This window comes from Leptolyngbya sp. GGD, from assembly GCF_026735145.1.
Taxonomy (GTDB): Bacteria; Cyanobacteriota; Cyanobacteriia; order Leptolyngbyales; family Leptolyngbyaceae; genus Leptolyngbya; species Leptolyngbya boryana.
Genome location: NZ_JAPQKE010000010.1, coordinates 73,184 through 95,156 on the forward strand (window position 1 = coordinate 73,184; position 21,973 = coordinate 95,156).

General features: G+C 45.9%; 18 protein-coding genes. 12 read left to right on the forward strand and 6 right to left on the reverse strand.

Annotation, left to right across the window (positions count from 1 at the left end; all coding sequences use genetic code 11):
* The first annotated feature begins 56 nt into the window (after nt 1-56).
* The 5 genes from OU814_RS28110 (at nt 57) to OU814_RS28130 (ending at nt 6,004) form a co-directional block, all read left to right on the forward strand.
* Nucleotides 57-1,340 (forward strand): TIGR00341 family protein, encoded by a 1,284-nt coding sequence (locus OU814_RS28110; protein WP_268242877.1) that lies wholly within the window; start codon nt 57-59, stop codon nt 1,338-1,340.
* Nucleotides 1,341-1,420: 80 nt separating this feature from the next.
* Nucleotides 1,421-2,410 (forward strand): mechanosensitive ion channel family protein, encoded by a 990-nt coding sequence (locus tag OU814_RS28115; RefSeq protein ID WP_268242878.1) that lies wholly within the window; start codon nt 1,421-1,423, stop codon nt 2,408-2,410.
* Between the two features lie 588 nt (nt 2,411-2,998).
* Complete coding sequence (locus OU814_RS28120; protein WP_017288526.1) at nt 2,999-4,180, forward strand: RtcB family protein; 1,182 nt, start codon at nt 2,999-3,001, stop codon at nt 4,178-4,180.
* A gap of 342 nt (nt 4,181-4,522) precedes the next feature.
* Entirely contained in the window at nt 4,523-4,786 is a 264-nt protein-coding gene (locus OU814_RS28125; protein ID WP_268242879.1) for a hypothetical protein, read from the forward strand.
* Between the two features lie 114 nt (nt 4,787-4,900).
* Nucleotides 4,901-6,004 carry a catalase family protein gene (locus tag OU814_RS28130; RefSeq protein ID WP_268242880.1) on the forward strand — a complete coding sequence of 368 codons (1,104 nt, stop codon included), beginning with the start codon at nt 4,901-4,903 and terminating at the stop codon, nt 6,002-6,004.
* Between the two features lie 151 nt (nt 6,005-6,155).
* Here OU814_RS28130 and OU814_RS28135 read toward each other — a convergent pair whose 3' ends face one another.
* The 3 genes from OU814_RS28135 to OU814_RS28145 form a co-directional block, all read right to left on the reverse strand.
* Nucleotides 6,156-7,277 (reverse strand): site-2 protease family protein, encoded by a 1,122-nt coding sequence (locus OU814_RS28135; RefSeq protein ID WP_268242881.1) that lies wholly within the window; start codon nt 7,275-7,277, stop codon nt 6,156-6,158.
* Nucleotides 7,278-7,434: 157 nt separating this feature from the next.
* Nucleotides 7,435-7,563 (reverse strand): hypothetical protein, encoded by a 129-nt coding sequence (locus tag OU814_RS28140; protein ID WP_268242882.1) that lies wholly within the window; start codon nt 7,561-7,563, stop codon nt 7,435-7,437.
* Nucleotides 7,564-7,605: 42 nt separating this feature from the next.
* A complete protein-coding gene (locus tag OU814_RS28145) occupies nt 7,606-7,929 on the reverse strand; it encodes a hypothetical protein (RefSeq protein WP_017288531.1) in 324 nt (107 codons plus the stop codon).
* 547 nt (nt 7,930-8,476) lie between these two features.
* On the opposite strand from OU814_RS28145, the gene OU814_RS28150 reads away from it, so the two are divergent.
* From OU814_RS28150 to OU814_RS28170, 5 genes are all read left to right on the forward strand, one after another.
* On the forward strand, nt 8,477-10,843 hold the full coding sequence (locus OU814_RS28150) for a response regulator (protein ID WP_268242883.1): 2,367 nt from the start codon (nt 8,477-8,479) through the stop codon (nt 10,841-10,843).
* Nucleotides 10,840-14,115, forward strand: coding sequence for a PAS domain S-box protein (locus OU814_RS28155; RefSeq protein WP_268242884.1), 3,276 nt, complete (start codon nt 10,840-10,842; stop codon nt 14,113-14,115). Before OU814_RS28150 ends, OU814_RS28155 begins: the two co-directional genes overlap by 4 nt.
* On the forward strand, nt 14,105-14,482 hold the full coding sequence (locus OU814_RS28160) for a response regulator (RefSeq protein WP_268242885.1): 378 nt from the start codon (nt 14,105-14,107) through the stop codon (nt 14,480-14,482). Before OU814_RS28155 ends, OU814_RS28160 begins: the two co-directional genes overlap by 11 nt.
* 139 nt (nt 14,483-14,621) lie before the next feature.
* On the forward strand, nt 14,622-14,906 hold the full coding sequence (locus tag OU814_RS28165) for a Mo-dependent nitrogenase C-terminal domain-containing protein (RefSeq protein WP_017288535.1): 285 nt from the start codon (nt 14,622-14,624) through the stop codon (nt 14,904-14,906).
* Between the two features lie 146 nt (nt 14,907-15,052).
* Complete coding sequence (locus OU814_RS28170; protein ID WP_051077865.1) at nt 15,053-15,613, forward strand: LabA-like NYN domain-containing protein; 561 nt, start codon at nt 15,053-15,055, stop codon at nt 15,611-15,613.
* Nucleotides 15,614-15,952: 339 nt separating this feature from the next.
* Here the strand turns inward: OU814_RS28170 and OU814_RS28175 are convergent, their stop codons facing one another.
* Nucleotides 15,953-16,618 (reverse strand): hypothetical protein, encoded by a 666-nt coding sequence (locus OU814_RS28175; protein WP_268242886.1) that lies wholly within the window; start codon nt 16,616-16,618, stop codon nt 15,953-15,955.
* A gap of 541 nt (nt 16,619-17,159) precedes the next feature.
* Nucleotides 17,160-18,545: an acyltransferase family protein gene (locus tag OU814_RS28180; protein ID WP_268242887.1), complete on the reverse strand. Its 1,386-nt coding sequence runs from the start codon at nt 18,543-18,545 to the stop codon at nt 17,160-17,162.
* 508 nt (nt 18,546-19,053) lie between these two features.
* Between OU814_RS28180 and OU814_RS28185 the strand changes: the two genes are divergently transcribed.
* Together OU814_RS28185 and thiD are read left to right on the forward strand one after the other, a co-directional pair.
* Nucleotides 19,054-19,350 (forward strand): hypothetical protein, encoded by a 297-nt coding sequence (locus OU814_RS28185; protein ID WP_017288540.1) that lies wholly within the window; start codon nt 19,054-19,056, stop codon nt 19,348-19,350.
* Nucleotides 19,351-19,380: 30 nt separating this feature from the next.
* The gene (gene thiD, locus OU814_RS28190; protein ID WP_017288541.1) at nt 19,381-20,196 is read left to right on the forward strand and encodes a bifunctional hydroxymethylpyrimidine kinase/phosphomethylpyrimidine kinase; all 816 of its coding nucleotides are present in this window, start codon (nt 19,381-19,383) and stop codon (nt 20,194-20,196) included.
* A gap of 87 nt (nt 20,197-20,283) precedes the next feature.
* On the opposite strand, the gene groL is transcribed toward thiD, so the two are convergent.
* The gene (groL, locus tag OU814_RS28195) at nt 20,284-21,951 is read right to left on the reverse strand and encodes a chaperonin GroEL (protein WP_017288542.1); all 1,668 of its coding nucleotides are present in this window, start codon (nt 21,949-21,951) and stop codon (nt 20,284-20,286) included.
* Nucleotides 21,952-21,973 lie beyond the last annotated feature (22 nt).

Consider the following 21,973-nt stretch of genomic DNA (forward strand, 5'->3'; position numbering starts at 1 on the left):
GTCGTCATCTAGCTCAAGTCTGAGTAGACTCAACAAACAGTTCGAGGAGAGCAACCATGCGTCAACTGATCATCCAAGTACCGCAAGGACAAGGAAAAGCAGTTCTACAGATTGCAGAGTCTTGTGATGCAGTGAATCTTGCAAAAATTGAAGCTCAAAGCGCAGACCGAAACATTGATCTTGTCATCGTTCATGTTTCTAATCGACAAGTTGAAGATTTGCTTGCTAAGCTCGAAGATCTACCAGAGGTTCATATTACCTTGCTGCCATCCGGGATCATTGCTCTACGTCCCCCTGCGTCTGAAGCTGCGCAACAAGTCAAAAATGTCAGAGCGCGTAGCCCGATCGAAATCTTCTTATCAGGATTGCAGAGTGTCGGATCTTGGCGCAGCTTTCTCGCCTATGCTGCGGTGGCAGGAGTCGTCGTGTGGATTGGACTGTATACGAATACAAGCTATCTTCTGGTTGCTGCAATGCTGATTGCACCCTTTGCAGGTCCCGCTATGAATAGTGCGATCGCAACTGCACGCGGAGATTTACAACTTTTGGAACGCAGTATTCTTCGGTATGTTACAGCGCTAATGGTGACAATCGCGATCGCATTTCTATTAAGCTTGCTTCTTCAACAGCAGATCTCAACGCCTCTCATGGTAGAGAACAGTCAGATTTCAACCGTAGCGGTCTTGATCCCTTTAGCAGCAGGAGCAGCAGGAGCATTAAACTTAGTGCAGTCGGAGCGAAGTAGCTTAGTCTCTGGAGCCGCCGCCGGAATGTTAGTGGCGGCATCGCTTGCACCACCAGCGGGAATTGTCGGAATGGCAAGCGCGATTGGACGATGGGATATGACCATGAGTGGATTGTTTTTACTTGTCTTGCAGCTATTTGGCATTCATGTATCAGCGACGTTGATTTTTCGAGCGTATGGACTGACCTCGCAAGGAAGCCGCTATTCGCGTGGCAATCAACAAGTTTTTCCGATCGCACTCGGTATTTCTCTGGTTTCACTCGCTGCAATTGCAACCTTGCAGTTCTGGAATTCACCCGAGTTTGAACGGTCTAGTCGCGCTCAGCGCGCCAATGCAGAAGTGCAACAAGCCGTTGAGCAGACCGAATTTGCACAATTAGTCGAAGCGAACGTGCGCTTTACCCGCTCAGAGATCCCAGGACAAAACTCCCTATTAGCTGAGGTCTATGTTCAACGTCAACCTGAAAGCACACTTTCTAGCCAGCAGATTCGCGATCGCTTAACTCAAACTATTCAAACTCGTCTGCTCACTCAAGAATTCAATGTGACTCCCCTCGTCAGTGTGACTGTTTTAGAAGCACCCAAAACCCAATAATCGCACTCCTAGAGACAGAGGTTATTTTTTCGCTACTTTTCTAAAATTCATATTCAAGTTGTCGTGCATAAAAAACGGTTATGAATTTTGAGCTATCAGCACTGTGGAAACAGCTTGAGGCAATGGTGCGTGGCTCTATTGCCTTGTTTCCCAGCTTAATATTCGCAGTTATTGTCTTTTTTATTTTCTTTTTTATTGCAAGATCAGTTAAGCGGATCGTCCGACGTGCGACCGGAAATCGACGACATGCCCGCAACCTCGGATTAGTGTTAGGGCGCTTAGCACAAGGAACGATTATTCTGATTGGATTATTTGTCGCGTTGTCGATCGTCATTCCATCGTTTCAAGCTGGTGACTTAGTTCAATTACTTGGAATCAGTGGGGTTGCAATCGGCTTTGCGTTTCGCGATATCTTACAAAACTTTTTGGCAGGAATTCTTATTCTATTAACGGAACCCTTTCGGATTGGAGATCAGATCGTTTTCAAAAACTTTGAAGGAACTGTTGAAAACATCGAAACTCGTGCAACGACGATTAGAACTTATGATAATCGCCGCATTGTGATTCCGAATTCAGAACTCTTTACCAATTCAGTCACGGTCAATACTGCCTTTGACACTCGCCGCATGGAATATGATGTCGGCATCGGCTATGGAGACGACATTGAACACGCGAAACGTCTAATCTACGAAGCACTCGATGAGATTGCGGAAGTCTTACAGGATCCGGCTCCCGATGTATTAGTTATGGAACTTGCAGACAGCACTGTCGATATTCGAGTGCGCTGGTGGATTAAGCCACCCCGCCGGATTGATGATCTGAGATCGCGCGATCAGGTTCTCACCGCAATCAAGCACAAATTAACTGCAAACGGCATTGATTTACCTTTTCCCACCCAGCAAATTCTGTTTCATGATCAGACCGAGGAAACAGATGGCGATCGCACTCAGCAGCGCGAAGGATGGCCGGCTGGACAAAAGCAATCTCCTCGCTCTCGCAGCGTTGGTGGAGCGCTCCGAAGCTTAGCTAAACACAATGGCAAACAGGACAACTCCCACCACCCCACATAAAATGATATGCGTCAACCAGCAGACCAGTAAGTCCCTTGGGTCAGTGGATTGGTTCTGAGGTCATTTTGTCCGGGATTAGAATGCAGAGTATCCTGCAAGGATTCTGGCGATCTGATCACCCCTCTACCCCAAATCTATCTCAATTCCTCAAACCGCGATCTCTGAGCAAACCGCTCTGAAGTAAAGTGACCGTCAGCTTACTCCAGAGCGGTTTTTGAGTGCGATCCAACTTGCACCCAGACCATTCGATTGCGCATCGAATTTGATTGATATTTCAAACCTAGCGACAGACAGGACGGTAGCTGAACTCAATCAACTTTGCTACAGGGGAACCCCTTGATTTAACTTGTAGTATATTGTAGTATGTAAATAACACAATCTCAGCTAAAATCAACAATCTCAATTGAAATCGATATGTAAAGGCGTGGGACGCTTTGCTGTGATTAGCATGTGACGCTTCGAGGCTTTCAAGCCGATGAATGGCTGGAGACAATATTGGGAAAATTTCCCACATCTTTCCTTCAGTTTTGCTCATCGATCGCAGTGATCAGATTGTGTTCAAGACGACAACGCTTAGGAGACAACACGATGCCTTACGAAGCTCTCACTTTATCAACTCGCGCTCCGGTGCTCTCCTGGGCAGGTCATGAGTTAGGACACACCGAAGCACAAATGGCTCGAAATGTTGCTGCTCTCCCATTTGTGTTCAAACATGTTGCGCTGATGCCTGATGTGCATTTGGGCAAGGGTGCCTTGGTTGGATCGGTTGTGGCAACCCAAGATGCAATTATCCCAGCCGCGATCGGGGTAGACATTGGTTGCGGTATGGCAGCAATTAAAACTCCATACAATGCCACCCAGCTAGAAGGAAAGCTCAAACAGATTCGTCTTGACATCGAAGCAGCAATCCCAACTGGATTCAACGAGAACAAAGAAATTGAAAAGACTGTGCTCAACTGGCAAGGCTGGCAACAGTTCAAGCAGCTTCACCCTGGCGTCGAGAACCTTGAAAGCAAAGCCCTCAAGCAAATGGGTTCGCTAGGTGGAGGAAACCACTTTATCGAGGTTTGCCTGGATGCTGAGGAACAAGTGTGGCTGATGCTGCATTCTGGTTCGCGGCATATTGGGAATGCGCTAGCACAGCGGCATATTGATACTGCAAAAGGACTAGCAAAGCTAGCAGGGGAGAAGCTTCCTGATCCAGATTTAGCTTACTTTGTTCGTGGCACCGCTGAGTTCGCTGCTTATTGGCATGATTTACAGTGGGCACAGGGGTATGCGCTTTACAACCGGAAAGTGATGCTGCTGCGATTCCAGCGGATTGTCGATCGACATTTAGCGGGTGGTAAGCCCATGAAGCCCTTGCTGGAGGTAAATTGTCACCACAACTATGCCGAACGAGAACTACACTTCGGTGAAGAAGTATATGTGACTCGCAAAGGCGCGGTCCGTGCTCGCGAAACCGATTACGGCATTATTCCAGGCAGCATGGGAGCGAAGTCGTTTATCGTGAAAGGAAAGGGCAATGCTCACAGCTATTGCTCCTGCTCTCACGGTGCAGGGCGGTTAATGTCAAGAAACAAAGCAAAGACGGCGTTTACTCTAGATGACTTAATCGCTCAAACGGCGGGAGTCGAATGTCGCAAGGATGCTGGCGTGCTGGATGAAATTCCAGGGGCATACAAGCCGATCGAGCAGGTGATGGCAAATCAGAGCGATCTTGTCGAGATCGTTGCGACGCTGAAGCAGGTGGTTTGTGTCAAAGGTTGAATGAGAGAGGGGATTCAAGTGGAGGGTGGGGAGTAGAAGTGATTGGGCAGTCCTTGGTCGTAAGCAGCAGTTGAGTTTCAATTGTCTTCACCGATCAGCATGGGGACTGCTCAATTGAACGGCGAATAAGACCAGGCTGAAGCTGTTCTCGGTAGCATTTTGCACTCAGTTCATGTTGCTTTGGATGAAAGTATTCCGTTTCTTCGCTGCTTCGTAACTCTTCACTGTGTCAGTAATCTCAGTTCTACCGATCGACCACAACAGTTCTGTCCAACTACAGATCAAGTTGCTGAATTAAGTGCGTTAAGCTTCACAAAAGTTTATATCAGCACCTTTTATCCTATGACTCCGAATTTGTTAGAAGCCACCCATGAGTACTGGCACAAACTGAATGAACTCGAAGCCGCTTACCAACGAGGGGAAGTCACGCTAGAAGAAGTTGATGCCAACGTTAAAGGCTTGATGACCGAGTTAGGGCAATCGCGACGAGCAGCGTTTAGCGATTTCTTCAGTAGAGTGCGTCGTTTGTGGGAGGAGCAGCGAGAGACGATCGTTGGCGTTTTGGGATTGGGTGTTTTAACTTATGGGTGGCTTGTGGTTCACTAAACAACTCGCGATCGCGAATCGTCAACTTCTAACACAAGGAGGATGAAGAAAATGAACCTAGGTACGAATGATTAAACGATAACCATTTGAATTCGCCCTCAGGCTCCTTGCTGAATGCTCAACTCAAATCAATACGTTCGCTACTCCCCAAATGTAGAAGTCAAGCAACCGGATGAAGATAGACTGATCCGCCAAATTCTAGACTCCGTTGCTCGGCAAGGGCAAAAGGTGTTCGACAAACATCGTCATGCGATGCGCGGTGCTCATGCGAAAAGTCATGGCGGACTGAAGGGAGAACTGCGAATTTACGACAACTTACCCACTCATCTTGCCCAAGGGCTGTTTCGCGAACCTCGCACTTATCCAGTGATGATTCGTTTCTCAAGTGTTCCGGGTGATATTCTGCCGGATAGTCTTTCGACCTTTCGTGGCATGGCAATTAAGGTCATTGGTGTAGAAGAACCGAAGCTTCTCTCTACTGAACCTGATGCAGTCACTCAAGATTTTCTAATGATTAACAGTTCGATTTTTCCATCCGGGAATCTTGCTCGCTTTCTTCCTGAACAGTTGCTTCAGGAAAAAGTAGTGGTCAGTGCCCCAGAAGAGGCTCAACAACTATTGGGGATAACTGCCCGCACAGTGAATGCAGTCACTCAAAAAGTAGGCATCAATCTCTATCCGACTGCGCTGGGGATTACGCAACCAGAGACTCATATCTTAGGAGAAACGTACTATACTTCTGCTGCTTTGCGCTATGGAGACTACATTGCTAAGTTCAGTGCAGTTCCCATATCGACAAGTCTTCAGCCGCTCCAAGGTAAACGAATTGAGATGCAGAATGCTTCTACTCTACGCGATTTGATTGTAGAGTTTTTCCAGAGGCAGTCGGCTGAATATGAATTGCGTGTCCAACTTTGTACCAATCTAGAAACGATGCCGATCGAAGATGCTTCGGTTCGTTGGTCGGAGCAGGACAGCCCTTATCAAGCGATCGCTAAAATCACAATTGGGATGCAGGAAGCCTATAGTCCAGCCCGTCAGGTGTATGTGGACGATGTATTGTCCTTCAATGCCTGGCATACCATTGCAGCGCATCAGCCGCTCGGTGCAATTCAGCGCCTTCGCAGAGAGGTCTATGAGGCTTCGAGTCGTTACCGCCATGAGATGAACCAACAGCCAAAGAGAGAGCCGCGCAGTATTGAGGAGATGCCTGATTAAATCAGCCACAGTCAAACCAAAGCAGAATAAAAAACTTCAGGGAAGCAGTTGCCCACTTCCCTGAAGTTTCTACTCGAGTCACTGTGATTGATTTCAGTCCTGCTATCCATGCGGGTCAACAATCACGTAACCCATCCGTTTCAAGCTAGGTCTAAGCCGGAGTAGCTTGTGCGCGATTCTGGAGCAGATTCACAATGGCAGTTTTTTCGAGCAAGCCCACTAGGACGTTGTTCTCTTGGACAACAGAGAGCGCGGTTAACTTGCGTTCTTCTAGCAAAGTGACTACTTCCGACAGAGGACGATCGCTCTGTACCGTGAGCGATGGATCTAATGGTCTTACAAGGGATTGCACTAAAGTTTCAGACCATCGTTCACTTGGAATTGCTCTCAGATCCTCGATCGCAAGCGTACCGATGAGTTGTTCCTCTACATTCGTGACTAAAAACTTCTGCCATGCCCGCTGATCCAGAATCCGCTGATCGGCAAACTCTCGCAACGTTGACGAAGCAGTGACAACTGGGCTATTTGTGCTAACAGCATCCGATGCCGTCAGCCCTGATAACTGATCTAAAACCACGCCATACTGGGCAGCTTGACCAGCATTCTGAAGCAAGAACCAGCCAATTAAGATATTCCAGAAGTTCAGCCCACCGCCAAAAACAACCAAGGGTAGCAGTCCCGATGCGATCGCTAACCAACCGATCAATTGACCGACCCGACCCGCGACCTTCATCCCCTTGTAAGGGTTGCCTGTTACTTTCCAGACCAAAGCTTTCAAAATGTTGCCGCCATCGAGCGGTAAACCTGGAATCAGATTAAAGAGCGCTAACGCTAAGTTCACCGAAACCAACACGCCCAAGATTGCAGCAGGTGCCCCAGAGATGCCGGTACCAACTCCCAAAAGGGTTGCCAAACCAGCAAGGAGCAGACTGACTAAAGGACCTGCGATCGCAACTTGAAATGCTTCAGCAGGAGTTTGCGACTCTTTGTCTAAGCTCGCTAATCCCCCGAATAGAAACAACGTGATCGATTTGACACCCACACCCTGCTTCAGCGCCACAAAGCTGTGACCGAGTTCATGAGCCAGCACAGAACCAAACAATAGCAGTGCTGTGAGCAATCCTAATCCCCAAGACAGCCCCGAAGGCAAATTGGGAAATTGGGCTGCCAGTCCTGAGCCATAACTAAAAGTGACTAAGCCCAACACCAAAAACCAGGATGGGTTGACATAGAAAGGAATTCCAAACAAACTGCCGACACGAATATTATTCATATCGGGTACCTCCGATATAGCAGACGATTTTGATCGCCCTGGGTTCTGTCTTCTCTAATGTAACGAAGTGTAAAACGCTTTCTAATTTTTCTATTGCCGTAATTACCGCCCTTTGAATGAACTGACGGAAGCGATGCAGCCGCTCCTAGTCTTCCACCTAAATCGATCGAGATTGAAGCTTGGCAAGATGCGCTCCAAGCCACAGTTCAACATGCTGAATCAGCAACGATGCCAACGTCTCAGCAGATTGAACGAATGCACAGCTATCTAACTTTGGTGATCCCATCTTGCTGGCAGAAGCGCTCTCTGCGTTGCCAGTCCTTCAGGACTACAACGCATCAGGACGGAAGATTGAATCGACTAGCTCTTCGATCGATTCTAGATCTAAAGAATTCTGTAGCTCACCCTCAAACCATTTCACCTCTTCCGGATCTGTCCCTGGCAGTTGATAGACCAACAATACACCCGTCACGCGCGCGACTGTCAATGGGTCAGGAGTAAGATGACTAAGCAGTGCTTGCGCTTTTTGATAGAGCTGTTGAATCGCTTCTGCATCCTGTGGATGTTCAAGCTCGATCGACATCTGCTGTAGACTTTCCTGAACAGCTTGGACGAGTTCTGCATCTTCGGTAGGGTCGAGTGAATTAGACATCAGGCTTGGCAAAAATAATAGCAGGTTTCATCTATCTTAATGCTTTGCTCTCATTCATTGACTCGGCTTGGCACTACAATCAAAGCAATCTAGTTCTGAGCAAGCCCCTATGTCCTGCGCAATCAACGGGTTGCGGTTTTTCCGTGTTGATGAATTTGTCTAAAAGCTCCTGATGGTCTGAGCTTCTACCGTTTCTATCTAAAATGGCTCAAGTTTTTTTTGAGAAACCCCAAGAAAGACGACCGGAAATTCATTACACCCGAATATATTCTGCTTTTCGGCGTTATGAGGCATAGGGAGGTTTCGATGTTATTTTCGCAGGGTCAGTTTTGCATCTTCATCAGCAGGAGGTGCTTGATCTTGGCATAATTCACGGCAATAGGACAACGACTCTTTTTTTGCGACACACCCTCATTGCTCGACTGAATCTATGCGTCCGACAATGCTCAACAAATCTATAAGATAACAAGGTTTGATTCGGGTTAGCCTTAGCGTAGGAAGGCTGTATCTGTCAGAATTCCTGTTCTATTGTTGCGGCTAGCGAGTTATGAAAATTCTACTCATAGAGGACGATTCGCTAATTTCTGAACCGCTTGTCAAGGCTTTGACTGATCAACACTATGTCGTAGATGTTGCAACTGATGGGCAGGTTGGATGGTCACTGTTGGAATCCTTTACCTATGACTTAGTTTTGCTAGATGTAGTATTACCGAAATTGGACGGCATTAATCTATGTCGAAAACTACGGTCACAAGGAAATCAGACTCCCATTCTTTTATTAACGGCTCAAAATGCTAGCACGAACAAAGTGACGGGGTTAGATGCTGGGGCAGATGACTACGTGCCTAAACCATTTAATTTGCAGGAGTTGTTGGCACGTATTCGGGCTTTACTTAGACGAGGCGGCGCTGCATTACCTCCCTTGCTGAAATGGCGAAATTTAGAGCTTGATCCCAGTACCTGCGAAGTGAGCTGTAATGGTAAAATCGCGCGCTTAACGCCAAAAGAATACAGTCTGCTAGAGTTATTTCTCCGCAACCCACATCGCATCTTTAATACGGGTGCACTGATTGATCACGTTTGGTCATTTGAGGAAACCCCAAGCGAGGATACTATCCGCTCCCATATCAAAGGACTACGGCAAAAACTGAAAACAGCAGGACTTCTAGGTGATCCGATCGAAACTGTTTATGCTATTGGCTATCGGCTCAGATCTCCAGAGGAAAATCAGAGAGAAGGCAAGAAACAAAGGAACAAAGAGACAAAAAGCGAAGACGAAAGCGCACCGACGATCGCAATACAAACTACCACTGCTGGGATGAACAGCATCTGGAATGAGGTTAAAGAGACTGTTGCCCATCGAATTGCAACTGTTGAGCAGGCAGCGGCGCTGTTGCTACAAAACAAACTGAATCCAGAATTGCGGCAGCAAGCTGAACAGGAGATCCATAAGTTGGCAGGGTCGCTAGGTATGTTTGGCGCAGATCAAGGCTCTCGATTAGCCCAAGAAATTGAACCGCTTTTCCAAAAAGGGCGATCGCTGACTCATCACGAGATGCAGCAACTCTCTAAACTTGTCACTGCTTTGCGTCAGGAGCTAGAACACTTGGATGCTGAGCATTTAAGGAATGAGCAGCAAACAGGCACTTCAGGTAGTGAACCAATTGATCAACGTCCTTGGCTACTGATTGTCAGCTCAAATTCAACCCTCACCGCACAATTACAGGAAGCATCGCCTAGTTGGGGTTTACGAGTTCAGGTCATCGCCAATCCCGTTACTGCTAGAGAGCAAATTTCTGAAACGCATCCCGATGTTGTACTCCTTGATTTTGCTGTTACTGCTAGCGCAAATAATTTCATGTTGTTGTCCGAACTCAGTGCTTGTACGCCACCAGTGCCTACATTAGTCTTGACCCAGCAAGATAAATTAATCGATCGAGTCAGGATCGCCCGGTTAGGTGGACGTTGGCTTCAACAGCCTGTCACTGCACCTCAAGTCTTAGAAGCAGTCAATCAAGCGCTGCAACATGCCCGTCCAAGGCAAGCCAGGATACTAGTTGTAGATGATGATGCGCAAGTATTAGTGGCACTTCAGCGGTTACTCATTCCCTGGGGGCTTCATGTTTCGGTCCTCGACAATCCACTTTCATTTCTAGATGTTCTGGAATCGAATCCGCCTGATCTGCTGATTCTGGACATTGAAATGCCACACATTAGCGGAATCGAACTCTGTCAGGTTGTTCGCAATGATTCGCGCTGGAGTAATCTGCCGATTCTATTTCTCACAGCTCATACGGATGCTGAAACCATGCATCAAGTCTTTGCTGTGGGCGCAGATGATTATGTGAGCAAGCCGATCATTGGACCAGAGTTAGTAACACGGATCTTTAATCGATTAGAGCGCACTCATTTCCTCAAAAGCTTAGCAGAGATTGATGCGCTAACGGGCATCGCAAATCGCCGCAAATCTACCACAGCATTAACTCAGTTACTTGAGTGGTGTGATCAGTGCCAGCAACCCTTTTGTTTAGCACTGATAGAGTTAGCTAATCTAAAGGACATCAATCAGCAGTATGGTCATGCAGTCGGAGACGAAGTGTTAGCACGCTTTGGGGAATTATTGCGGCGATCGTTCTGCAATGAAGATGTTGTCGGTCGTTGGGGTGGGACAGAATTTGTTATCGGTATGCCTGGTATGACTAAAACGGATGGAAGTCAACGTGTTTTTGATTTTCAGCAATCCTGGCAGCAGTTTAAGGTGGAGGTGGGTGGAACTTCGTTGCACGTCAGCCTAAAACTAAAAGTTGTTCAGTATCCTCAAGAGGGTGCGGATCTTCAGTTGTTATACCAAGCCGCCCGCTCTAGCTTAAATGAGGCTGAGAATGTGACGCGCTCTGAGGAGCATCCACAATGAAAGCGCCATTACCAGATAACGAATCTGATAGGCTGAATGCCCTCCAACAATACAACGTTCTAGATACTATTTCTGAAGCTGCATTTGATGATTTGACTCAGCTAGCAGCATTTATCTGTGGTACGCCAATTGCTTTAATTAGTCTAATTGATGATTGTCGTCAGTGGTTCAAATCTAAATTTGGGTTGGAGGCTACAGAAACGCCTCGTGATGTTGCATTCTGTGCCCATGCTATCTTGCAGCCTAGCGATGTGTTGATTGTTTCAGATACGCTCCAAGACGATCGATTTGCGACGAATCCTCTTGTAACAAGTGAGCCTCATATCCGATTTTATGCAGGCGCACCGCTCATTACTTCAGATGGCTATTCCCTGGGAACGCTTTGTGTTATCGATCGCATTCCTCGGCAGCTCAATTCTGATCAGATTCAAGCCTTACAAGCCTTGAGTCGTCAGGTCATTTCTCAACTAGAGTTACGACGTAATTTGGTTAGGGTGGAACAAACAACAACCGAATTGCAGCAAGCAGAGCAAACTCGCATCCAGCTTCTTGCCCAAGAGCAGGCTGCCCGCAATCAGATTACAGATATCTTAGAGAGTATTACTGATGCTTTTTTTGCTTTAGATCACGATTGGCGATTTACTTATCTCAATCGGCAGGCAGAGTTGTTGTTGCAACGAAAGCGAGAAGCCTTGCTGGGGAAAGTTTTATGGGATGAGTTTCCAGAAACGATCGATTCAACTTTCTATCAGGAGTATCAGCGTGCTATTGCAGAGCAGATTAGTGTTCGATTTGAAGCATTTTATCCACCTTTGAACCAGTGGACTGAGGTTTATGCCTATCCTGCCAAAGATGGGTTATCGGTCTACTTTCGTAACATCAATCAACGGAAAGAAGCAGAGCGAACGCTACACGAGACACTGACATTCCAGCGAGCGATTTTAAACAGCGCGAACTACAGCATCATCTCGACTAACGTTGAGGGCACGATTCTTACCTTTAACACCACAGCAGAGCAATGGCTCGGTTATACAACCGCAGAAATTATTGGACAAACAACGCCTCTATTGATTCATGACTGGCAGGAAATTGTGCTGCGATCACAAATGCTGTCACAGGAATTAGGAGAACGAATCGAGCCAGGATTTGATGTATTTATTACCAAGGCACGTCGTGGCGTAATCGATGAGTATGAGTGGACTTACATTCGCAAAAATGGTTCGCGCTTTCCTGTGTTATTGTCAATCACCGCGCTCAAGAATGCAGACGATCAGATTACAGGATTTTTGGGAATTGCTAGCGACATCACCGAGCGAAAAGCGGCTGAAGAGCAACTTCGGAATTTAAGCAAGGCGTTAGAAAGTGCGATCGAAGCAATTGCTCGATTAAATACACAAGGACAATATGTTCAAATCAATCTCGCCTATGCTGCGATGTTAGGCTATCAGCCTGAAGAACTATTAGGCGTGAAATGGCAGCAAACAGTTCACTCAGAGGACATTGCTGTTGTAGAGGCTGCCTATCAGCAAATGCTGGAGCATGGTAAGGCGGAAACAGAAGCAAGAGCGATTCGCAAAGATGGCGGCGTTCTCGATAAGCAAATTGTGATGGTAAAAGCCTATGACCAGCAGCAGCAGTTTAACGGTAACTATTGCTTTGTAAAAGACATCAGTGAGCGACGTGAAATTGAGCGCATGAAGGATGAATTTATTTCAATCGTGAGTCATGAACTCAGGACTCCGCTCACCTCAATTTCCGCTGCTTTGGATCTCTTAGCTGAAGGCGTTTTGCAAAATCAGCCCGAAGACGCGCAACAAATGCTGCAAATTGCTGCAAACAACACCGATCGATTGGTGCGCCTGATTAACGATATTTTGGATATTGAGCGGATTGAGTCTGGCAAAATTGTCATGACTAGACAAGTCTGCGACGCTGCTGATTTGATCAATCAATCGGTAGAAGCCATTCAAGAGATTGCAGAACAAGCCGAAATCACGCTCTCGATCGCGCCGCTCACAGTTCGTCTTTGGGCTGACTCCGACCGAATAATTCAAGTCCTAACAAACTTACTCAGCAATGCGATCAAATTCTCCTCTCCTGGTAGCACAATTTGGTTGAGCGCAGAATTAATCACCAATGAGGCTTTAGAAGCCAACTATAATCAGGCTGGAGAAGATCAGCAAAGTTCTGCCAACTGGCTTCTCATCAAAGTCATCGATCAAGGACGTGGTATCCCATCCGATAAACTAGAATCCATCTTTGAGCGCTTTCAACAAGTGGATGCTTCGGATTCACGTCGTCGAGGAGGTACTGGATTAGGATTAGCGATCTGTCGCAGCATCCTTCAGCAACATGAAGGAAAAATCTGGGCAGAAAGTACATTAGGAATGGGCAGCACTTTCTGTTTTACCTTACCGATTCTTAATGCTTCTGAAAGTTCGCAGAATTTAAGTTTGATGTCCGACTTAGTCGATTCCGCACTAGACGCCAAATCACAAACTCCGCTGGTGTTAGTTTGTGATGATGATGCTTCGATTCGCAAAGTGGTGCGAGTGATGTTGGAACGGCAGGGCTATCAGGTGTTAACAGTTGCTTCAGGACAGGAAGCTGTAGAACAGGCACGTGCCCATCAGCCGAATGTGATTTTACTGAATCTGCTGATGCCCGGTATGAATGGATGGGAAACGTTGACAGTTTTGAAACAGCAATCTGAAACGCAGGCTATTCCTGTCATTATTCTGAGTGGACTGCTACCCGATGCTAGAGAAACACCTTATGATGGCGTGAGTGATTGGGTCGTAAAACCGCCAGATCCTAGAGTGCTCCGGCAAGCACTCGATCGAGCTTTAGTCAATCAGACCCAATCTTTGAAAGTTTTGATTATTGAAGATGATTTGGATTTAGCGCAAGTTCTCACAACTTTATTGTCTCGCTATCACATCGAAACATTTCACGCTCAAACCGGACGAGATGCGATTCAACTCAGCCAGCAGGTGCTTCCTGATCTGCTAGTCCTTGACTTAGGACTACCGACTGATGATGGTTTTGCTGTTGTAGACTGGCTGCGTCAGCATAATCGCCTCTGCCAAATGCCATTAGTCATTTATACGGCTCGCGATCTAAATGACGATGAACGGGAACGGTTAAGACTCGGGCAAACTCTCTTTTTGACCAAAGGACGCATTACTTCACAAGAATTTGAGCAGCAGGTGATTAATCTGCTCAACCGAATGATTCGATCGAAGGCAGGAGACAGTCTCGATGACGACTAGACACATTTTGATTATTGATGATGAATACGATATTCGGGCAGTGGCTCAACTCACTTTGAAGACGGTAGGGGGTTGGGAGGTATCGAGCGCTTCTTCTGGTCACGAGGGAATTGCCAAAGCAGCCAGCGAGCGGCCAGACGTGATCTTGCTCGATGTCATGATGCCTGAAATGGATGGAATCGAAACCTTTCGTGCTCTTCAAGCGAACCCAACAACTCAGGCGATTCCGGTCATTTTGATGACTGCAAAGGTGCAAGCGGCGGAACAACGGCGATTTGCAGAACTAGAGGTGGCAGGAATGATCACGAAACCTTTTAAGGCAATGAGACTTCCAGAACAGATTTCCAAGATACTCGGTTGGAGCTAAGCGTGATGGCTGCCAGTTTAATTGTTCATCTACACAAGTTCTGCACTTTTTAGATCTAACGTAGAAACTATCGGAGGTGGAAGCGTCATTCTTTTGCATCCGAAGATCGTTTCTTCAAGGCTTGACTGCCTGATCTACCGTGAACTCCCTAACTCTTCGTCACTTGAGCGCTCTCCTCTACCCAATTCGACAACGACTAGAGTCAATCGAAATTTCTAATCCTCAAACAGCACGATCGCTCTGCAAAATCATCCCGGCTCGTTGTCCGTTTGAACGGCAAATCAAACTGTTTGATTACACGCTTGTTCGGATTCCACCGCTTTGTAAATTAAATCCCTTCTACGATCAAATCGTCAGTCTTCGCTTTAAATCTTTAGTTTATCTAGCAGACCAGTGTGGCGAAGATGTAACGCTTTATTCTTAGCTCCATTTTGTGGGGAAGGGGTTCTCTCTAAAACTGAGGTTCTGATGCCAACAACACACACACCCGAAGAAATTCCAGCAACGCTCCTCAAACAGCCTTGCTCCTCAGAGCATTTGACAAATGGTGATAAAAATAAATCGATTAAAATGCCACAAAATGATGCATCAGATCAAGCTCGTCTAAATCAGGGTCGAGTTGCGATCTTTGTTGACGGTTCAAATTTATTTTATGCTGCTTTACAGCTTGGAATTGAGATTGACTACTCAAAGCTACTGGGTCAACTCACTGCGAACTGTCGGCTACTGCGAGCTTTTTTCTATACAGGTGTCGATCGTACCAATGAAAAGCAACAAGGTTTTTTGCTTTGGATGCGTCGTAATGGTTACCGAGTGATCACAAAGGATCTGATTCAATTGCCAGATGGTTCCAAAAAAGCGAACTTGGATGTCGAAATTGCGGTAGATATGCTAACTTTGGCAGACCACATCGATACTGTTATCTTAGTCAGCGGTGATGGAGATTTAGCCTATGCTGTCAATTCCATTGCTTATCAAGGCGTTCGTGTCGCTGTCGTCAGCTTGCGCTCAATGACAAGTGATAGCTTGATCAATGTTGCTGACTCCTACATCGATCTTGACACAATCAAGGAGAACATTCAAAAGCCTACTGGTGCTGGCTATACAGACTGTGTTACTAGGACCACATGATTTAAGATCTACTTGCTCAAGCTAGTATGACAGGTGTAGAAATCATGGTTTACTTAATTTTTCGAGGTTCTCTCAAGCAAACCTTACGGAGACACTCAGTTATCGCGTCTCCCCGTTACTAAAGTGATATAGCCCTACTTAACGCTGAAATCGCTCAAAAGTTAAATGCTATTTACAACGTTTGTCCCACGTACCCGGTTAAAAGTCGAGCTTTAAGGAAGGTTTGTTAGCAGATACCAAAACTGCTAACCTCTCAAATCAGCGACAGCAAGCAACCTCAAATCCAGCAACCGTGACTTAGTGTCGGCTGCATTTGACGAGTTAGACTGCGTGACTAACTCATTTTTGAAGCTCCCTAGCCTTTGCTTTCTTAAGGCTTTCATATCTACTTTGAAGCTCTCGAAAATTGTGTTCAATTAATGGAAAAAGCTTTGGCGGGAATGGTTCATTTAAATCCATTGGATTAACGTTTTGAAGTTCTTTGATAGAACGAATTGTTTTATAAACTGCAACATGCTTGATGTACTTTAGTAACTCATCGATTAACTCTTTGCTATTTTCTGAATTTTCAGCTAAATGGATCTTTGTCTCTATAATTTCAACTATCTCTTGGTGATTTTTAAGAATAAATTCTTTCTCTATAGCCTCACTTGCAGCATCAGGTAAAACATCTTGCTCAGAACTGAGAGACTTGATTCTTTTCCACATTACAGTATCTTTTTCCAATCTTAAATAGATAGGCCAGTAGAATTCGGAGATTTGCCTTTCTATAAATTCTAGTTCTGCATTATATCGAGATACAACAAGCTGATTCTCTAACTCAGATATCTGTTGTTTCTGCTGATTCTCCAACTCAGCAATGAGCTGTCTTTGATAATACTTTTCATTGGTTTCGTTCTTGAATACCTCAAAACGTTTGTTGAGCCAGTAACCTGCTACTAGCACAATGCCACCAAGTAAAACTTTATCAATAACTAATTCAATGATCTTTTCAGAAAGAGCCATTTAGCAATTCTCCCCCGGACTACCTGAAACTTAATGAAGTTATCCGTATCAACCGAAAAAGTCCGATTACTTGAGCATTAGTATCTAAAGATACGCCTCAAACTGTACCTCAATCGAGCAATGAGCAGTCTAACAATTTCTAAAACTGCCTCTCTTAGCCTAATTATCTGAATCTAAACGTCGCCGAGAATGATCGACATACTATCCTGTCAGGAGGATTTAGGCTACTTGGATTTGGCATAATATCCTAAATTAGAAAATTAGACTGACTTTTTCCGTCTAATGCCTAGATTGAAAACATTAGGTTAATCCATGTTTCGTATATTACTCCCAAACATGAGGATTAGACCGGAAATTTACGTATTTCTCTTTAGAAATTGCACTATATCTGTCTGAGATCTCGTTCAACGCTATTTACTGGATGCGAGGTGAATAGCATCACTCAACATGCAAAAAACTGCGATGACATAGCCATCACAGATTTTCTCTAGAGCGTAACTATGCTCATGCACATAAGGATAGGATGGAATGTAATCGATACTTAGACATTCGCCTGTTGCGCTGCAACAGCTTGTTTCAAATCATTCTGATTGACCCACACCGTTTTTCTTCCATCTGAAATCCGACACAAATAAAATGCTTTATCATGCACCACTCGTTCGACCTTCTGAATTGTCCAACCTGACTTTCCTTTATATTGCACGGACTCTCCGACTCTCGGAGTCCAACCAATCTTCGCGATCGGCGTTAATCTCGCATCTGTATAATGCCAAAGCCAAACCGCACCCTTTACAACCCAAGGCGTGACGTGATCCGCAATCACAGACAATGCTAATGTTCCAAGCACCATCCAAGGTAAAACTTGATAATACAGCGGCAACTGCTGATGCACATACAAATTCAACGTGCGATCGACAACAAAATTGTGAATCAGAAAATAGCTATAGCTATGAATGCCAAGCCAAATCATTATTGCACCTAACTTTAAGCGATCGCTGAAAAATCGAAACACGACCATGCAACAGAGCGTTAAACCGATAGCCAGCAAGAAATCATCAAAAATCCAGCCAAAGCGATAAAACTGAGCGACAAATCCGATCGCATAAACTGCTATACCAATCGAAAATGCTCTAGAAGACTTCCAAAAAATCGCGCCTTTACCCTGCGAATACTGCCGAGCGACTACCATTCCTAAAACGAAAGTACTGAGCTTTGCAATGAAATGCACAAATGGTTGCCAACCTGCCGATGCACTGACGATCGCATAAGTGGGATGACCCTTGAAGACATAAACCGCTAAGGCTCGATACACCAATGTAATCACAGTTGTCGTCAGCAACAAATTGCGCGATCCCCATCGATTCATCAGATACCAAAGCACTGGGAAAATCAACGCAAAACTCATAATCAATGGGACGAACCACCAAGGACCATTTGTGGGAAGAAGCAGTTCTCCACCATAATCAAACAAAATTGGGAACGACATGCCTGCAAATGTATGCCAAGCATCAGGAATATAGCTATTCGTCAACTCCCCAACCGTCCAAAGTACTGGGTAAGCCAACCACGCGACTGTCCAGAACGGTAGTAAAATTCTTAAAATTCGTCGCTTGAGAAAGCTACCTACTTCGATCGGTTGCCCTTTCAGTGATAGCACCAAGCTGAATCCACTTACCAAAACAAACACATCGACAAATTGATAGCCAAACCACACAGGTAAACTCAAAACTTGAGTCAACCAACTATCACCCATCTGACGCGTCGCTAAAAATATCTGTTGCAAATTCGCAGCAAGTCCGGTTGGTTGAGGTGTAAAAGCATATTTCGTAAATAACAACTGAGCATGATAAAGCAACAGCAATACTGCTGCAAAAATCCGAATGCCTTCGAGCCATGCTAACCGCTGTAATTTCTTAGAACTTGCCATCCAGTTTCTCCTCAAATCCCCTTTCTAGGCTCTTGATGTATTTCCAGGTAGTAGTGTGGCATCGTTTCTATAAATCGACGGACAAATCTGCCTATTGGCGGATTTTGAAAATCATGATTTCTAATATGACGCAAGGAATGACTTAACTACTTTTAATCACTCTTCATTCCTGACCAATGTTACCGAGCCGATGCTTTACCATTTTGCAGACTCAGTATATTCAACTCCTTTACAGAATTTCATCTCGCGTAAGAATGACAGATGCAATACTGAAAGGAGGATAGCTTTGACACATGATCTTTTACGCAACGTGATGCCCCATCGAAAATCTCTAGAAGAAGATCAGGGTTAATGTAAGTGAATTGGAAGCACCGAAATATATTAATCGGGAAACCCGTACATTTACGTAATTGTGTCATCAGAAGAAAATAAAGTTCCAAGATCTTACCGTATAGATCCTTGGACGAATCCGATTCAATCTGTGCAACACATATAAGACGATTACATCATGAGTATTAAATTCACCGCTGAAGACTTGTCACGATTGGACGATTTCCGCCTTGAGCGCTTTCATGAACTTTATGCCCAGACACTTGTAGGCTGTAGATTAGAGCTAAAATTCGATGCGTTGCTCATTCATTGTTCAGAGCCTTGGTGCGTCGATCAATTGATGGAAGAACTCGATCGCATGGTAAATGCTGTGTCGCTGGTACTGGGTACAAAGTATCTGTCGATCTGCTATGCGGCAGAGGAAGTTTATCGGACGAAGACCCGATTACACCGTCAACAATGCATGTCGCACTAAAATAGAGAAAACTCTCGTTTCAGTTGTCCCATGACTCTTACTTCGATTCCGATCGCCTTAACTATTGCGGGTTCAGATAGTGGAGGGGGGGCTGGAATTCAAGCTGATCTCCGCACGTTTGCTTTTCATCGCGTGCATGGAGCGAGTGCGATTACTTGCGTTACGGCACAGAATACCTTAGGTGTGTCACGAGTTGATGCTTTACCTTCAGCAGCCGTAGCCGCTCAGATTCAGGCTGTCGTGCAAGATATCGGAGTGCAAGCTGCTAAAACCGGAATGTTACTGAATCAAGAAATCATCGCTACGGTTTCTGAACAGGTTGCCGCTTGTAAAATTGTTAATTTAGTTGTTGATCCAGTGATGGTGTCTCGAACTGGAGCGCAATTGATTGATGATTCTGCGATCGCGGTTTTACGATCGCACCTGATTCCACAAGCGGCAATTCTGACCCCAAATCGCTACGAGGCTCAATTACTCAGTGGGCTGGAAATTCTCACCTTAGAGGACATGCAGGCTGCCTCTGAGAAAATTTTTGAATTGGGAGCAAAGTCAGTTCTCGTCAAAGGTGGCGGAATGAGTGGAGAACTGCGAGGAGTTGATGTTTGGTTTGATGGCAATGCGTGCGAAACCTTAACCACTCAAGTCGTGAATACACCGCACACGCATGGGACAGGATGTACATTGTCGGCAGCGATCGCGGCAAATTTGGCATTGGGGAAAGATCTACGATCGGCAGTTCACCTTGCTAAGAGCTATGTGACGACTGCATTGAAATATTCATTAGCAATTGGGAAAGGTCAAGGTCCAGTCGGGCATTTTTTCCCATTGTTACTCTCAGATAGTTAAGAGGAGATTGCACAGATAGCAAAAGGGGGAGTAGGGACAATCATCGCATCCCCACTCCCCCTTTTTCGACACTTAGCGCGATGGGAATTACATCATCCCCATACCACCCATGCCGCCCATACCACCCATACCACCCATGCCGCCCATGCCGCCCATATCAGGCGCAGCAGCAGATTTGGGTTCGGGTTTCTCAACGACCAATGCTTCAGTAGTCAACACCATGCCTGCGATCGAAGCTGCATCTTGAAGTGCAGTTCGCACAACTTTCGCAGGGTCAACAATGCCCGCTGCCAGCAAGTCTTCATACTTGTCGGTCAGCGCATTGTAGCCGTGGCTAAAGCTCATTTCGCGGACTTTCTCAACAATCACAGAGCCTTCAGCACCCGCGTTATCAGCAATCTGACGGAGCGGAGCATCGAGCGAGCGAATCACAATATCCACACCGATTTGCTCTTCAGCATTCAGCGTCGATTTCAATTCAACTAGCTTTCCAGCGAGGTGAACGAGAGAAACACCGCCTCCCGGAACGATTCCTTCTTCGACTGCGGCTTTTGTCGCATTCAAAGCATCTTCAATTCGGAGTTTGCGATTTTTTAACTCAGTTTCAGTAGCAGCACCGACTTTGATCACTGCAACACCACCGGATAATTTCGCAATCCGCTCAGAGATCTTTTCTCTGTCGTAGTCAGAATCACTGCGCTCAACTTCTTGACGCAATTGAGCGACGCGCTTCTCAATATTCTCGCTGTTGGCGACATCTGAAACGATCGTCGTGGAATCTTTCGTGACCGTGATTTTTCTAGCGGTTCCGAGCATGTCAGCCGAAACTGCATCTAAGCTCAGACCGATTTCTTCGGAGATCACTTGCCCATCGGTCAGAACTGCGATGTCTTGCAGCATTTGCTTCCGACGATCGCCGAATCCAGGTGCTTTGATTGCAACTGTATTCAATACACCGCGCAGACGGTTGACCACCAACGTTGCTAATGCTTCACCTTCAACGTCTTCTGCGATGATCAACAGAGGTTGACCAGCACGGGCAACTTTTTCGAGAACTGGAACTAATTCTTGAATCGAACCAATTTTCTTATCACAGAGCAGAATTGCAGCATTCTCATACTCAGCAATCAAGCGCTCAGTGTCGGTGACAAAGTAAGGAGAGAGATAACCGCGATCAATTTGCATCCCTTCGACGATATCCATTTCAGTCGCTAAGGATTTCGATTCTTCAACCGTAATCACACCGTCGCGTCCGACTTTATCCATCGCTGCTGCGATCATTTGTCCGACTTCATCATCATTTCCGGCGGAAACAGTTGCGACTTGTGCAATTTCGTTGCCTTCAACGGGTTTTGCGACCGCTTGGATTTCAGTGACCAGTTTCGCGATCGCTTTTTCCATGCCACGGCGCAGGCTGATTGGATTTGTTCCGGCTGCAACGTTTTTCATGCCTTCGCGAATCATCGCTTGAGCGAGAACCGTTGCGGTCGTTGTTCCATCCCCTGCCAAGTCCTTCGTTTTAGAAGCGACTTCACGAATCAAGGATGCGCCTGTGTTTTCTAGCGGATCTTCAAGTTCGATTTCTTTTGCGATCGTCACACCGTCATTGACGATTTGAGGCGCACCGAATTTTTTCTCAAGTAACACGTTCCGTCCGCGAGGACCGAGGGTGACGCGCACTGCATCTGCTAACGCATTCACGCCCCGTTCTAACGCCTGTCTGGATTCGTCATCAAAGACAACAATCTTTGCCATAGGTATGTCTCAGTTCTCCACC

Bases quoted from the DNA above. Each gene is read 5' to 3' on its own strand.
- OU814_RS28130 (WP_268242880.1), top strand. From the start codon at position 4,901: ATGCTCAACTCAAATCAATACGTTCGCTACTCCCCAAATGTAGAAGTC.
- OU814_RS28175 (WP_268242886.1), bottom strand. From the start codon at position 16,618: ATGGCTCTTTCTGAAAAGATCATTGAATTAGTTATTGATAAAGTTTTA.
- OU814_RS28170 (WP_051077865.1), top strand. From the start codon at position 15,053: ATGCCACAAAATGATGCATCAGATCAAGCTCGTCTAAATCAGGGTCGA.
- OU814_RS28180 (WP_268242887.1), bottom strand. From the start codon at position 18,545: ATGGCAAGTTCTAAGAAATTACAGCGGTTAGCATGGCTCGAAGGCATT.
- thiD (WP_017288541.1), top strand. From the start codon at position 19,381: ATGACTCTTACTTCGATTCCGATCGCCTTAACTATTGCGGGTTCAGAT.
- OU814_RS28145 (WP_017288531.1), bottom strand. From the start codon at position 7,929: ATGTCTAATTCACTCGACCCTACCGAAGATGCAGAACTCGTCCAAGCT.
- OU814_RS28135 (WP_268242881.1), bottom strand. From the start codon at position 7,277: ATGAATAATATTCGTGTCGGCAGTTTGTTTGGAATTCCTTTCTATGTC.
- OU814_RS28140 (WP_268242882.1), bottom strand. From the start codon at position 7,563: ATGGGATCACCAAAGTTAGATAGCTGTGCATTCGTTCAATCTGCTGAG.
- OU814_RS28115 (WP_268242878.1), top strand. From the start codon at position 1,421: ATGAATTTTGAGCTATCAGCACTGTGGAAACAGCTTGAGGCAATGGTG.
- OU814_RS28125 (WP_268242879.1), top strand. From the start codon at position 4,523: ATGACTCCGAATTTGTTAGAAGCCACCCATGAGTACTGGCACAAACTG.
- OU814_RS28120 (WP_017288526.1), top strand. From the start codon at position 2,999: ATGCCTTACGAAGCTCTCACTTTATCAACTCGCGCTCCGGTGCTCTCC.
- OU814_RS28155 (WP_268242884.1), top strand. From the start codon at position 10,840: ATGAAAGCGCCATTACCAGATAACGAATCTGATAGGCTGAATGCCCTC.
- groL (WP_017288542.1), bottom strand. From the start codon at position 21,951: ATGGCAAAGATTGTTGTCTTTGATGACGAATCCAGACAGGCGTTAGAA.
- OU814_RS28185 (WP_017288540.1), top strand. From the start codon at position 19,054: ATGAGTATTAAATTCACCGCTGAAGACTTGTCACGATTGGACGATTTC.
- OU814_RS28150 (WP_268242883.1), top strand. From the start codon at position 8,477: ATGAAAATTCTACTCATAGAGGACGATTCGCTAATTTCTGAACCGCTT.
- OU814_RS28160 (WP_268242885.1), top strand. From the start codon at position 14,105: ATGACGACTAGACACATTTTGATTATTGATGATGAATACGATATTCGG.
- OU814_RS28110 (WP_268242877.1), top strand. From the start codon at position 57: ATGCGTCAACTGATCATCCAAGTACCGCAAGGACAAGGAAAAGCAGTT.